At 75.6% G+C, this 13,458-nt stretch carries 10 protein-coding genes; 2 read left to right on the top strand and 8 right to left on the bottom strand.

The genetic code is table 11. The annotated features are described in order from the left end of the window. Positions 1-3: 3 nt before the first annotated feature. Positions 4-1,119 carry an NAD(P)/FAD-dependent oxidoreductase gene (locus ACH01S_RS31820; RefSeq protein WP_083981371.1) on the top strand — a complete coding sequence of 372 codons (1,116 nt, stop codon included), beginning with the start codon at positions 4-6 and terminating at the stop codon, positions 1,117-1,119. Here ACH01S_RS31820 and ACH01S_RS31815 read toward each other — a convergent pair. Continuing rightward, complete coding sequence (locus ACH01S_RS31815; RefSeq protein ID WP_067900184.1) at positions 1,097-2,248, bottom strand: MFS transporter; 1,152 nt, start codon at positions 2,246-2,248, stop codon at positions 1,097-1,099. The two genes, ACH01S_RS31820 and ACH01S_RS31815, sit on opposite strands and share 23 nt — an antisense overlap. A 61-nt stretch (positions 2,249-2,309) precedes the next feature. Between ACH01S_RS31815 and ACH01S_RS31810 the strand changes: the two genes are divergently transcribed. Continuing rightward, positions 2,310-3,482 (top strand): ROK family protein, encoded by a 1,173-nt coding sequence (locus tag ACH01S_RS31810; protein ID WP_067900181.1) that lies wholly within the window; start codon positions 2,310-2,312, stop codon positions 3,480-3,482. 4 nt (positions 3,483-3,486) lie between these two features. Here the strand turns inward: ACH01S_RS31810 and ACH01S_RS31805 are convergent, their stop codons facing one another. The 7 genes from ACH01S_RS31805 to ACH01S_RS31775 form a co-directional block, all read right to left on the bottom strand. Continuing rightward, on the bottom strand, positions 3,487-3,894 hold the full coding sequence (locus tag ACH01S_RS31805) for a cupin domain-containing protein (protein ID WP_067900178.1): 408 nt from the start codon (positions 3,892-3,894) through the stop codon (positions 3,487-3,489). Beyond that, positions 3,894-4,715 carry a phosphoenolpyruvate hydrolase family protein gene (locus ACH01S_RS31800; protein ID WP_067900176.1) on the bottom strand — a complete coding sequence of 274 codons (822 nt, stop codon included), beginning with the start codon at positions 4,713-4,715 and terminating at the stop codon, positions 3,894-3,896. The genes ACH01S_RS31805 and ACH01S_RS31800 overlap by 1 nt, the downstream gene beginning before the upstream one ends. Beyond that, positions 4,715-5,911 carry a Tm-1-like ATP-binding domain-containing protein gene (locus tag ACH01S_RS31795; protein WP_067900172.1) on the bottom strand — a complete coding sequence of 399 codons (1,197 nt, stop codon included), beginning with the start codon at positions 5,909-5,911 and terminating at the stop codon, positions 4,715-4,717. Before ACH01S_RS31795 ends, ACH01S_RS31800 begins: the two co-directional genes overlap by 1 nt. 82 nt (positions 5,912-5,993) lie before the next feature. Next, a complete protein-coding gene (locus ACH01S_RS31790; protein WP_067900169.1) occupies positions 5,994-6,686 on the bottom strand; it encodes an ABC transporter ATP-binding protein in 693 nt (230 codons plus the stop codon). Further along, a complete protein-coding gene (locus tag ACH01S_RS31785) occupies positions 6,683-7,621 on the bottom strand; it encodes an ABC transporter ATP-binding protein (protein ID WP_067900167.1) in 939 nt (312 codons plus the stop codon). Before ACH01S_RS31785 ends, ACH01S_RS31790 begins: the two co-directional genes overlap by 4 nt. Continuing rightward, positions 7,618-10,176: a CRISPR-associated protein Cas5 gene (cas5, locus tag ACH01S_RS31780; protein WP_067900164.1), complete on the bottom strand. Its 2,559-nt coding sequence runs from the start codon at positions 10,174-10,176 to the stop codon at positions 7,618-7,620. Before cas5 ends, ACH01S_RS31785 begins: the two co-directional genes overlap by 4 nt. Continuing rightward, positions 10,173-13,445, bottom strand: a complete 3,273-nt coding sequence (locus ACH01S_RS31775) for an FtsX-like permease family protein (protein ID WP_067900161.1) — start codon at positions 13,443-13,445, stop codon at positions 10,173-10,175. Before ACH01S_RS31775 ends, cas5 begins: the two co-directional genes overlap by 4 nt. Positions 13,446-13,458 lie beyond the last annotated feature (13 nt).

Below are 13,458 nucleotides of genomic sequence, written 5' to 3'. Positions count from 1 at the left end.
GACATGGCGCATGTGGTGATCGTCGGCGGCGGTTTCGCCGGGGTGTGGAGCGCGGCCGCGGCGGCGCGGGTGCGCGGGGACGGCGACCTGCGCGTGACGCTGGTCGCGCCCGGCGACGACCTCGTCCTGCGGCCGCGCCTGTACGAGCCGGAGCCCGACCGGGCGACGGTGCCGCTGAAGCGGGTGCTGGAGCCGGTCGGGGTGCGGCACGTCCGCGCGGCGGTGCAGGACATCGACGTGGACGCGCACGTCGTGGTCGCGGACGGCCGTCCGATCGGCTACGACCGGCTGGTGCTCGCGGCGGGCAGCCGCCTCGTCCGGCCGGACCTGCCGGGCGCGGAGCGGCTGTTCGACGTCGACACCCTGGACGGCGCCCGCCGCCTGCGCGGCCACCTGCGCGACCGCGCCGGGTACACGGCCGTGGTCGTCGGCGCGGGCTTCGCCGGACTGGAGATCGCGACCGAGCTGGCCGGGCGGGGCCGGGTCGTGCTGGTGGAGAAGGCGGACGAGGTCGCCCCCGACCTGGGCTTCGGCCCGCGTCCGGCGATCGAGGTCGCGCTCGACGAATTGGGGATCGAGCGGCGGCTCGGCACGACGGTGACGGAGGTGGCGGACGGCGGCGCCGTCCTCGCCGACGGGTCGCGCGTCCCGGCGGACGCGGTCGTGTGGACGGCGGGCATGGAGGCGAGCCCGCTCACCGCCCGCGTCCCCGGCGAGCGCGACCGGCTCGGCCGCCTCACGGTCGACGCGCACCTGCGGGCGTCGGGCGAGGTGTTCGCCGCCGGGGACGTCGCCGCCGCCCGCATGGACGGTGACCACTGGACGGTGCAGAGTTGCCAGCACGCCGTCCCGATGGGCAAGACGGCGGGGCACAACGCGGCGGCGGACCTGCTCGGCGTCCCGCTGGTCGACTTCGCGCCCGCGCCGTATGTCACGGACGTGGACCTCGGCGCGGCGGGCGCCGTCTACACGCGCGGCTGGGACCGGATCATCGCGCTGTCCGGCAAGGAGGGAAAGTGGGTGAAGCGCTGGCTGATGAGCGTGATCCACCCGCCGGTGGACGACGCGGAGGCGATCCTCGCGCACGCGGGCATCGTCACGATGCCGGTGCCGTTCTGAGCCGCCATCCGCACCGCAGGAGCAGGACGGCGAGCAGGGCGGGCGCGACGAACACGGCGGCGCGCAGCGTGGTGAGGTCGGCGAGCGTCCCGAGCAGCAGCGGGGCGGCGCCGATCGCCACGCCGGACGCGAGCGCGCACCGGGCCGCCGCCCGGACGGGCTGGTCCGGCCACGCGCCGAGCGCCTGCCCGAGGATCACCGGGTAGAGCAGCGCGACGCCGAGCCCGACGACGAGCAGCCCGCCGACCGCGAGCGGCGCGGGCGACGCCCACAGCACGGCGAACCCGGCGACGCCGAGGAGGGCCGCCCCGGCGAGCAGCCGGTCGGGTCGGCCCGCCGCGCGGACGAGCGGACCCGCCGCCGACCGTCCGGCCGCCATGCCGACCACGAACGCGGCGGAGAACGTCGTCGCGGTGCCGGAGCCGAGGTGCTTGACCGAGCGGAGGAAGTCGGCCGCCCAGAACACCATGCAGAACTCGACGCCGACCGCGAGGACGATGTCGGTCCACCGGCTGCGGAAGCCGCGCGGCGCCCGTCCGGCCCCGGTCGCCCCGCCCTCGGCGGGCGCCGGGGCCGTCACCCGCCGGGTGGCGAGCAGGACGGCGGCGAGCGCGAGCGGCGGCCCGGCGAACGCGACCCGCCAGCCGAGGCCGAGCGCGAGGGCCGCGCCGATCAGCAGCGGCGACAGCACGGACGCGGCGCTCCCGACCGCGTTCGCCTCGCCGATCGGGATCGTCCCGTCGCCGCCGTGCAGGGCGCGCAACCCGGCCGGGACGAGCTGGACGAGCCCCGCCCCGCCGAGCCCGAGCACCAGCGCGCCGAGCCCGGCGCCGAGCCGCCCGCCGCCGACCGCCATGATCGCGGCGCCGCCGACCAGCGCGGCCAGCGCGGCCGGCGGCGCGGCCGCCCCGAGCCGCGCCGCCGCGCGGTGCCCGACCAGCCCGACGATCACCAGCCCGAGCGCGAACGCCGACGGGTAGAGGGCCACCTCGGCGCGCGGCAGCCCGCGCTCCGCGCGCAGCTCAGGGAGGATCGCGCCGAGCGCGGTGAGCAGGTAGCCGAGGCAGGCGAACGTGGCGTAGAGCCCGTAGGTGCCGGACGTCCGGCGCAGCGTCGCGGTGTCGTCCATGCGCACCTCCGCAGATTATGCTCGTGTCACGAGGATAATTCGGGCGGGCCAGGATGTCACCATGCAGCCGACGACCACCGCGCATTCGGCACGAGCGCTGCGCAGCCAGGGCGCCCTCGCCGTGCTCCGGCACGCGCACGCGCACCCGTCCGCGACCAGGGCGGACGCGGCCCGCGCGCTCGGGCTGAGCAGCGGCTCCGCCGCCGAGATCACGGCGCGGCTGAAGGCGGCCCGGCTGATCGAGGAGGACGCGCCGCCCCGCACCGGCGGGCGCGGACGCCCGTCGCCCGCGCTCGTCCCCCATCCCGAGGGCCCGCTCGTCTGCGTGGTCGACATCAGCCACGAGGGGTGGCGGGTCGCGTGCGTCGAACTCGGCGGACGCGTCGTCAGCGAGGACGCGGGCCGCCACTCCGGCACGCCCGCCGTCCTCGCCGACCTCGCCGACCGCGTCGCGGACCGCCGGGCCGTCTACGGGCGGCGGCTGCGCGCCGTGTCGGCCTGCGTCGCGGCGGCGGTCAGCGGGACGACGATCGTCCAGGCGTCCGGGATGGGGTGGAACGACGTCGGGCTCGAACCGCTGCGGCCGCCGGGCGTCGCGCTGCTCGTCGGCAACGACGCCTCGCTCGCCGGGCTCGCCGAGGCGCGGCGCGGCGCGGGCGCGGGGGCGCGGGTCGTCCTGCACCTGACGGTCGAGGTCGGGGTCGGCGGCGTCCTCGTCGTGGACGGACGCCCCATGGACGGCGCGACCGGCGCGGGCGGCGAGTTCGGCCACCTGCCGTTCGGCGACCCGGCGCTGCGCTGCCCGTGCGGCGCGTCCGGCTGCTGGGACCTCCAGGTCGACGGGCGCGCGATAGCCCGGACGCTCGGCCGCCCGGCCCCCCGCGACCCGCGCACCGAGGCCGAGCGGATCATCGCCGCCGCCGCTTCCTCCGACGCCGCCTTGGACGCCGTCGCGCAGGCCGCGCACGCGTTGGGACGCGGCATGGGCGGCCTCGTCAACGCGCTCGACCCGGAGGTCGTCACGCTCTCCGGCCTCGCCACCGACCTCGCCGCGACCGCGCCCGCCGCCCTGGACGGCGGTTACACCGCCGCCCTGATGCGCTACCGCCGGGCCGCGCCGCCGCCCGTCCGGCCGTCCACCCTGGGCCCGCGCGGCCCGCTGACCGGCGCCGCCGACGCCGCCTTCGACGCCCTCCTCACCGAAGCGGGCCTCGACTCATGGAACGCGGACTGACCGCCTAGTCCTGCCGCCACTCCGGCACGGCGCCGGTTTCCAGCAACCGGAAATCGGGGGCGCCTTCGAGCGCCTTCTCCTCGCCGCCCGGCGTGTACGTCACGATCAGCCGGAGCGGGCGCCACGTCGTGTTGTAGGTGGAATGCCACACGCCCTTCGGGATGTGGACGGCGTCGCCCTCCCGGATCGTGAACGGCTCCTTGTCGTCCACCATCTGCGTCGCCTCACCGGAGATCACGTAGATGACCTCCTCCGCGCCCGGATGGTTGTGCCGCGCGTGCCCGCGCCCCGGGTTGACGATCACCTCGCCGAGCGTGCTCTGCGCGCCCGGCACGCCGGACGGCGTGACGAGCCATTTGATCGAGCCCCAGTCGAAGGTCATCGTCGGGACGTCGCCGGGATTGCGCAGCATCAGATCTCCAGGTTCTTGAAGGCCGCCACCTGCTCGGTGATGGCGCGCTCGGTGGGCAGCCGCTCGACCGACGACGCGCCGAAGAAGCCGACGACGCCCTCGGCGCGGGACAGGACGTAGGCGGCGTCGTCCGGCTCGGCGATGGGGCCGCCGTGGCACAGCACGAGGACGTCCGGCCGGACCTCCGCCGCCGCGACCTGCATCGCCTGCACCCGGGCGACGGCCTCGTCCAGCGTCAGCGCCGTGCCCGCGCCGATGCTGCCCTTCGTGGTGAGCCCGACGTGCGGGACGAGGACGTCCGCGCCCGCCTCCGCCATCGCCCGCGCCTGGTCCTCGTCGAACACGTACGGGGCGGTGACGAGGTCGCGCTCGTGCGCGAGCCGCACCATCTCGACCTCCAGGTCGAACCCCATGCCGGTCTCTTCGAGGTTCTGCCGGAACACCCCGTCGTACAGGCCGACCGTGGGGAAGTTCTGCACGCCCGCGAACCCCATGGCCTTGAGCTGGTCGAGGAAGACCGGCATCAGCCGGAACGGGTCGGTGCCGCACACTCCGGCGAGCACCGGCGTGTCCTTGACGACGGGCAGCACCTCGGACGCCATGTCGACCACGATCTGGTTCGCGTCCCCGTAGGGGAGCAGGCCCGCGAGCGAGCCGCGCCCCGCCATCCGGTAGCGGCCCGAGTTGTAGATGATGATCAGATCGACGCCGCCCGCCTCGGCGCACTTGGCGGACAGCCCCGTGCCCGCCCCCGCCCCGACGATCGGCCACCCGGACGCGACGACCGCCCGCAGCCGCTCCAGCACCTCTTCCCGCTCCACTACGCGCCCTCCGAGATCATCCGGTGCAGCCGGTCCGCCATGGCGCGGCCGAACGCCGGGTCGTTGATGTTCATGTCGAGCTTCTCCGTCTCCACGGCGCCCTCCAGCTCGGCGAAGCACGCCGCGTCCGCCGCCGGATCGTGGAACGGCAGGCCGGGCGCGTCCAGCGCCGACACGCCCCCGAGCGGGACGAACAGCGCGGTCGGCCCCTTCGCCGCGCGCAGCTTCGCCGCGACGCGCCGTCCGAGCTCGGCCATCTCCTCCGGCGTCGTCCGCATCAGCGTGACGGTCGGGTTGTGGACGTACAGATTCCGCGCCCTGAACAGGTCGGGGACGGTGTCGCGCGGCCCGAAGTTGACCATGTCCAGCGCGCCGGGCGCCACGACCTGCGGAACCCCGTGCCGCCCGGCCGCCGTGAGCCGCTCCGGCCCCGCCGACAGGACGCCGCCGACGAGATCGTCCGCCAGCTCCGTCGTCGTCAGGTCGAGCACCCCGGCGAGCAGCCCGCTCTCCGCGAGCCCCTCCAGGGCGCGTCCCCCGGCCCCCGTCGCATGGAAGACGAGCACCTCGTAACCCAGCTCGTCGAGCCGCTCCCTGGCCGCGTCCACCGCGGGCGTCGTCACACCGAACATCGACGCCGCGACCAGCGGACGCTCCCCCGCCTCAGGCGCCGCCGCCTCATACGCCTTCGCCATCCCGGCCGCCGCTGCCGCCGCGTTCCCGAGGATCAGCCGCGACACCCGGTTGAGCCCGGCGATGTCCACGACGCTGTACATCATCGTGACGTCCTTGGCGCCCACGTACGGGGTCACGTCCCCGGACGCCATCGTGGACACGATCAGCTTCGGCACGCCGATCGGCAGATCCCGGACGGCCCGCGCCGCAATGGAAGACCCGCCGCTCCCGCCCACCGCGAGCACGGCGTCCACCCGCTCCAACTCACCGAGCACGGCCGCCGCTCCCACACCCATCACGGTGACAGCGGCCCCACGATCCTGGGCATCCCGAAGCGCATCGATCGAAGCGCCCCCAGCCCGCGCTACCTGCCCCGCAGGAACATCAGCATCGACGTCGGAAGCCTCAACCCCGGCGTCCACGAGCACGACCTCGCACCCGAGCTCCCACAGCCGCTCCCGAAGCCAGAGGTACTCGTCCCCCTTGGTATCAAGCGTCCCCACCAACACCACAGTCGCCATGAACGGTCACTTCCCACCCACCCCACCCGGCAACCGAGAACACCCCCACTCCACCCCGGGGGACGCGATTCCCGTGGAGTGATCAGGCGGGGACGGGGGTTTCGGTGATCTTGCCGTCTTGGAGGTCCAGGACTCGGTCGGCCTGGGCCAGGAGGGCGCTGTCGTGGGTGGCGACGATGATGGTGACGCCCTCGCCCGCTGCGACGGCGCGGAGGAGGGGCATTATCGCGGCGGCCGTTTCGGAGTCGAGCTGGCCGGTCGGCTCGTCGGCTAGGAGCAGGCGCGGGCGGTTCGCCAGGGCGCGGGCGATGGCTACGCGTTGGCGTTGGCCGCCGGACAGTTCGTAGGGGCGCTGGAGCGCGTGGTCGGCCAGGCCGACCAGGGCCAGGAGGACGCGGACGCGCTCGTCGCGTTCCGCGGGTGGGGTGCGGGCCAGGCGGAGCGGCACCTCGACGTTCTCCGCCGCCGACAGCACCGGGATCAGGCCGTGCGACTGGAAGATGTAGCCGATGTGGTCGCGGCGGAGGGCGAGCAGTTCGTCCTCGCTGAGCGCGCCGACGTCGCGGCCGTCCACCCGGATGGTGCCGCCGTCCGGGGAGTCGAGCCCGCCGAGCAGGTTGAGCAGGGTGGTCTTGCCCGAGCCCGAGCGGCCCTTGATCGCGACGATCTCGCCGGGCGCGACGGTGAACGACGCGCCGCGCAGCGCCGGGACCTCGATCTTGCCGCTCTTGTAGACGCGGGTCAGCGCCTCGACGGCAACCATCGGCTCGGTCATTCGGTCTCCTCCCGGTCCGGCCAGACGCCGACGTGGTCGGTCTCCAGGTCGAGGCGGACGCGGTCGCGCATGTCGAGCGCCTCGGTGAACGCCTTCGGGAGCTGGACGCGCCCGGCCCGGTCCAGGACGGCGTACTCGGCGACGTGCCGGGTGCCGTCCTCGGCGGAGCGGCGGCGGACCTCGCTGCTCGTCCGGCCGTCGCGGATGCCGATCGTCCGGTCGACGCGCTCGGCGACCTGCGCGTCGTGGGTGACGACGACGGTGGTCGTGCCGAACTCCTCGTTGACCTGGCGGAGCGCGCCGAACACCTCGGCGGCGGTGGCGGTGTCCAGCTCGCCGGTCGGCTCGTCGGCGAGGACGACCTTCGGCTCGTTGGCGACCGCGACGGCGACCGCGATGCGCTGCTGCTGCCCGCCGGACAGCTCCTCGGGGCGCCGCCCCGCGCAGTCCCCGACGCCGAGCATGCCGAGCAGCTCGGCGGCGCGGGTGGCACGGCTGCGGCGGGACCGTCCGGCGAACCGCATCGGCAGCTCGACGTTCTGCGCGGCCGTCAGGTACGGGAGCAGGTTCCGGGACGTCTGCTGCCAGATGAACCCGACCCGGTGGCGGCGGAAGTTCAGCCGCTCCTTGGCCGCCATCGTCAGCAGGTCGGACCCGGCGACGCGGGCGACCCCGGCGGTGGGGACGTCCAGCCCGGACAGGATGTTCAGCAGCGTCGACTTCCCCGACCCGGACGCGCCGACGATCGCGACCAGCTCGCCGGGGTCGACGAGCAGGTCGAGTCCCTGCAGCGCGACGACCTCGACGCCGTCGGTCTTGTAGATGCGGACGAGGTTGTCGCACACGATGTGCGCGCCCTCGCCGTACGCGGGCCCGCGTTCGGTGGCGCGCCGCTCCAACTCGGCGAGGTCGGGCGCCTTGGTCGTGTCGGTCATGAATCCCCCGTTCTCAGGACGGTTCCGGGGCTGGCGTCGAAGACGCGGTCGACGGCGAGCGCCGCCGCGGCGGCGAGCAGCAGCGCGCCGATCAGCCCGAGCAGCGCCGGGACGCCCGGCACGTGCGCGGTCACGGCGTAGCCGTTCGTGTAGGGGCGCAGGTCGACGACCGGCCCGGTGATCTCGGGGAGGAGCAGGCCGAGCACCCACCCGGCGGCCGTCGCGCAGAGCAGCACGGGCGCGATCTCGACCAGCGCGAGGGCGCGGCTCTGCCGCCGGCTCAGCCCGAGGGCGCGCAGGTGGGCGATCGTGCGGGCCCGGGTGCGGGCGCCGACGACGAGGACGAACACCACGACGAGCAGCCCGAACGCGCCGCCGATGAGCGCGCCGTCCCGGAACGTGTCGTGCACGACGGACACGAGCGGCAGCCGCGTCATGCCGTGCAGGACGTCCTCCCGCATCGTGACGGCGTGCCCGGGCGCTGCGGCGCGCAGCGCCTTGGCGTCCAGGTCGTGGCCACCGACGAAGACCTGGGACGGGAAGCCCGTCGACTTCGCCACCATCGAGTACGGGACGATCACGAACGCGCTGCCCGTGTCCTGCCCCGGGAACCGCTCGATCTCCCCCGCCACCCTGACCTGGATCGGGTCCATCCCGGACCGGCTGATCGTGACGGTGCCGGTCCCGAGCGTGTCGGCGGCGAGCGGCGAGGCGAGCACCCCGGACGTGCCGGGAATGTCCGGCACCTTGGGGGCGAGCCTCCGGTAGGCGTCGAGGTCCACGCCGACGACGGTCAGCGGCGCCGGGTCGTCGGTGATCCCGGCCCGGCCGATCGTCCGGACGCGGACCACGCCGGTCACGCCCGGCACGGCGCGGATCCGCCGGAGGCCCGCCTCGTCCAGCGGCCCGGCCTCGACCCGCGCGTCCGCGCCGACCCGCGCCCAGGACGCGCGCACCTGGCCCGTCTTCAGCGCGTTGTCCACGGTGGCGGTGAACCCGGCGACGGCGGCGGCCAGCAGCAGCACGGCGACCGGCAGCGCCCCGACGAGGTTCTGCCGGGCGGCGCGGGCGAGCCCGATGAACGCGACGGCGCCGCTGCGCCGCCGCAGGAACGGCCCGGTGGCGCGCAGCAGGTACGGGTAGACGCGCAGCACGACGACGCCGACCGCCACGCCGAGCAGCACCGGGACGGCCGCGATCAGCGGGTCGGTCCCGGCGTCCGGGCCGCGCTCGCGCAGCAGCACGACGCCGACCGCGGCGAGCACGACGAGCAGCAGGTCGACGGCGCGCCGCCAGCGGGACGGGCGGGCGGTGGCGAGGTCGTCGCGCCGGTCGGTGACCGAGCTCAGCCCGCCGCTCCGCTCCCGCGCCACGATCGTCGCGGACACCAGCAGCACGGCCGCGACCAGCAGGGCTATCGCGAAGATCGAGGTGGTCTGCGGCGGGCCCGCGTCGAGGAGCCGGCCGGCCGTGTAGCCGAGCGCGGCGGACGGGACGACCGCGAGCGCGACCAGCCCGCAGGCCGGGACGGCGAGCTGGCGCAGCGACGCGCCGCGCGCCCGCATCAGCCCGAGCAGCGGCCGCAGCCGCACCCCGAGCAGCCCGGCGGCGAGCAGCAGCACCCCGGCGGCGACCGCGACGAGCCCGGCGAACGCCAGCCCGAGCACGGACTGCGCGGTGTGCAGCCGCGCGGCGAACTCCTTGAGCGTGACGTCAAGACCGGTGCGGATCTCGCAGGGGAACAGGTCGACGCGGCCCGCGACGGCCGAGCGGTAGGCGTCCAGGTCCTCGGCGACGCCCTCGGCGTCCCCGGCGCGGACGGCCTCCTCGCGGACGGGGAACCGCCAGCTGAACAGCAGCCGGTACGACGGCTCGCTGGTCAGCCGGACGTAGGCGCTCTGGTCGATGAGCGCCGTGACCGCGTCCGCCTCGATCCCGGTGGACGGCATGTTCTCCACGACCGGCCGCAGCATCCGGGCGCGCGGCAGCCAGAACTCGTCGGCGGGGTCCCGCGGCTCGAACAGCCCGTTGATCCGGGCCGTGAAGTCGCCGAGCGCGAGCCGGTCGCCGACCTTGTAGCCCATCTGGTCCGCGTACCGCTTGGCGAGGATGACCTTCATGTCGCCGGTGGTCGCGCCGGGCGGGTTGATCGGCGGGATGCCGGAGACGAGCCGGACGCGCTCCGCCGCGCGCGGGTCCCAGCCGAGGTAGAGCAGCCGCGGCCGGACGAACTCGCCGTCGATGAGGAAGGCGTCCGAGGTGACGGACGGCTCCGGCTCGCCGGTGACGTCCTGCAGCGACTTCGGCATTACCTGCTGCCAGGTGAGCGACTTCGCGCCGAGGGCCGCGTCGCTCGGGACCGCGCCGAACGCCGCCGCGCCCGCCGCGCGGCCCTGCACCCGGACGTCGGCGCCCGGCCCGATCGCGGCGACGGCGGCGCGGTCGTACCCGGCGGCCGTCCGGGCCGGGACGGCGACGGCGAGCAGCGCCGCCGCGAACGTCAGGAGGCCGAGCGCGGCCAGCGGCACCCACTGCGCCCGAACCAGCCGGATCACCGCTCCTCACCTACCCGCAACCCCGCGCCGAGCTCGCGGCGGCCGAGTAGGCGGATCACGGCGGCGAGGACGAGGCCGAGCACCGCCGCCACCCCGGCGAGCACGGCCGCCACCACCGGCCACTGGACGATCAGGTCGGCGGGCGGGTACGGCTGCGCGGCCTGGACGCTCAGCACGACGTGCGGGACGACGAGCCGCGCCACCACGATGCCGAGGACGGTCCCGCCGAGCAGCCCGAGCGCGACCAGGTACGCCTGTTCGACGGCGAGCACCCCGGCGACCTGCCGGGGCCCGACGCCGATGGCGCGCAGCACCGCGAACTCGCGGGACCGCTCCCCGGCGGTCACCGCCGCGTTCACCACGAACGCGATGACGGCGAACGCCAGCGCCGCGCCGAAGCCGAGCACGAGCGCGCCCTGCAGCGCCGCGCCGAGCGGGGCGTCGCGGAGCCGGGAGCGCAGCTCGACGCGGTCCGCGACGACCTCGCCGAGGGACGGGTCGCGGCTGAGCGCCCGGGCGGCGGGCCCGGTGCGGCCGTCCCGCGCCGCCGCCCACCATTCGCGCGGCACGGTGTTCGGCCCGGCGTCGCCGTCCTGGGCGAGCCTGCTCTGCGTGAGCGTCGGCAGGTCGACGAGGACGCCCGGCCGGTCCGGCGGGACGCTCGGCAGCGCGGGCGCGATCGCGACGACCTTGACCGGCTGGTCGCCGTCGACCGTGCTGACGGTCACGGTGCCGCCGACGCCGACCTTCGCGCGGCGCGCCGTCTCGGCGGTGACCACGCCCGGCACCAGCGGCTGAAGGTCGGCGTTCTGCCGGGTGTGGGACGGCGGGTTCGCCGCGCCGAGCATCGCGTGGACGGTGCCCATCAGCTCGAACGAGTAGCCCTGGTCCACGATCGGCGCGGCGGGGACCTGGAGCGTGGCGAGCCCGTCCGCCTTGTTCTTCATGGACGTCGGGAGCGGGTCGCCCTTCTCGGTCGCCGCGTCGGTGAAGGCGTCCCAGACGCCGTTCGCGGGCCTGGGGGCGTCCCCGGTGCCCTCCCCGGCGACCCGCCCGAGCCGCAGCTCGAACGTCCCCTCGGGCGCGTTGTCGTCGAAGGAGTAGTGCAGGCCGCGCACCGACAGCGGGTAGGACAGGACGCCGCCCGGCCCGGCCAGCTCGGCGGTGTCGAGCGCGAGCGTGTGGTCCCTGCCGTCCGGGACGAGCCCGGTCAGCTTCGCCTCGCGGGTCAGGCCGCGGGCGTCGGCGACCGTCACCCCGATCGTGTGCCGGACGCCCTTCAGCTCCATCGGCGGCTTCCCGGTGCGGGTCAGCCGGAGGTCGAACAGCAGCTTCTTCGGCTTGCCCGGGACGGTCAGCGCGACGGTCGCGGGACGCCGCTTCGCGAGCTCGTCCAGGCGCAGGGCGTCCTTCAGGTCGGGCAGGACGCGCAGCAGCGGGCCGAGCGCCCGCGCGTCGGCGGCGAGCAGCGTCGTCGGCTCGTTGCCGAGGTCGGCGTCGACGCGCAGCATCGGGGTCGTCGCGGTGACGCCGGGGACCGCGGCGAAGCGTCCGGTCTGGCCGAGCGGCGTCGGGGCGACGCCGCCGGTCGGCACGCCGAGCCGCAGGTCGGCGCCCGCCTGGAAGTCGGCCTGGTCGGTCTGCGACCGGCGCCAGGTCGCCATCGTCGTCACCGACAGGATCCCGACGGCCATCGCCATGACCAGCAGCAGGACGGGCCCCGCGTAGCGCAGCCTGCGCCGCCCGACCTGCCGGGTGCCGAGCGCGGTGACGAGGCCGCTGCCGCGGGTGGCGAGCCGCTCGGCGGCACGGGACGCGAACGGCACGGTCCGCAGCAGCAGCACCCCGCCCGCGAGCAGCGCCAGCGCCGGGCCGGACACGATGAACGGGTCGATCCCGGCCGTGCCGCCGCCCACCCCGTCCGCGCCGTACCGGGTGAGCTGCCAGATCGCGAGCCCGGCGACGAGCAGCAGCGCGAGGTCGGTGCCCGCGCCGCGCAGCCCGCCGTGCCCGGGCCGTCCGATCCCGGCCTGGGTCTCGACGAACGTCCGGTTCGCTCCGCGCAGCGTCGGCACCGTCAGGGCGACCGCGCAGGCCAGCGCCAGCGCGATCGACACGATCCAGAGCGGCGCGGCGGGCCCGGCGTCCAGCCGCAGCCCGGACGCCCGGACGGCGGGCGCGTGCCCGGCGAGCCGCAGCAGCGGCCCGGCGAGCAGCGGGCCGAGCAGCGCGCCGGGCAGCACGATCAGCAGCCCCTCGCCGAGGCCGAGCGCGGCGAGCTGGCGCATCCCCATGCCGCGGGTGCGCAGCAGCGCGACCTCGCTGCGCCGGTGGTCGGCGAGCAGCCGGGCGACGAGCAGCCACGCGCAGCCCGCCAGCAGGACGAGCTGGATCACCGGGATCAGCATCGTGGAACGCGCCACCTGGAGCGCGACGCGCAACTGCCCGGTCAGCTCCGGCAGCTTCGTCACGACGGAGAACTGCGCGCCGCCGCCCGCCCGCTTGAACGTCTCGGGCCCGGCGGCGACCCGGTCGCCGAGCGGGCCGAGGTCGCCGGAGCGGACGTCGCGCAGGTCCGGCATGACGGTGAAGCGGGCGTCGGCGCCGGTCCCGGTGAACCGCTCCGCGAACACCTCGGGACGGACGACGAACGGCCCGTAGGTCGTGTAGTCGAGCCGCTCCACGCCCGTGGTGATGAGCTTGTCGCCCTGCCAGAAGTAGCTTTCGGGGTCGGGGACGTCGAACAGCCCGACGACGCGCACCTTCACGACCGACTTCTTGTCGACGCGCCCGCGCAGGGTGAGGACGTCGCCGACGCCGACGCGCATGGCGCGGGCGGCCGGGCCGGGCAGCGCCGCCTCGGTCTCGGCGGACCCGGCGGCCTGGGCGGGCCAGCGTCCCGCGCTGAGCCGGGTGTGCTTCTCGATCCCGGTGTAGGTCTCGAAGGCGGTCAGGTCGGGATGGTCGCTCTTCTCCTGGCCGGGCATGGTGTAGGAGTCGCTGCGGACGCTCATCGAGATCGTGAGCGGCACGTCGCCGTAGATCTGGTCGAGCGCCGTCCGGATCCGTTTTTGGACCTCGCCGAGACCGTCCGGGGGCACGTTGGTGCCGATCGTCGTGCCGACCGAGGCGAAGGTCGCGTCCGCGAGCGTGCGCCGCAGGCCCTCGCGGGTGACCGACCCGGTGTAGCCGACCAGCGCGGCGAGGACGGTCGTCGCGAACAGGGCCGTCGCGCACGCGGCCAGTACGAGCGCGCGGTCGCCGGCCATCCGCCTGAGTACA

The organism is Actinomadura chibensis NBRC 106107, from assembly GCF_001552135.1.
Classification (GTDB): Bacteria; Actinomycetota; Actinomycetes; order Streptosporangiales; family Streptosporangiaceae; genus Spirillospora; species Spirillospora chibensis.
This window is presented reverse-complemented; position numbering and strand designations above follow the sequence as displayed.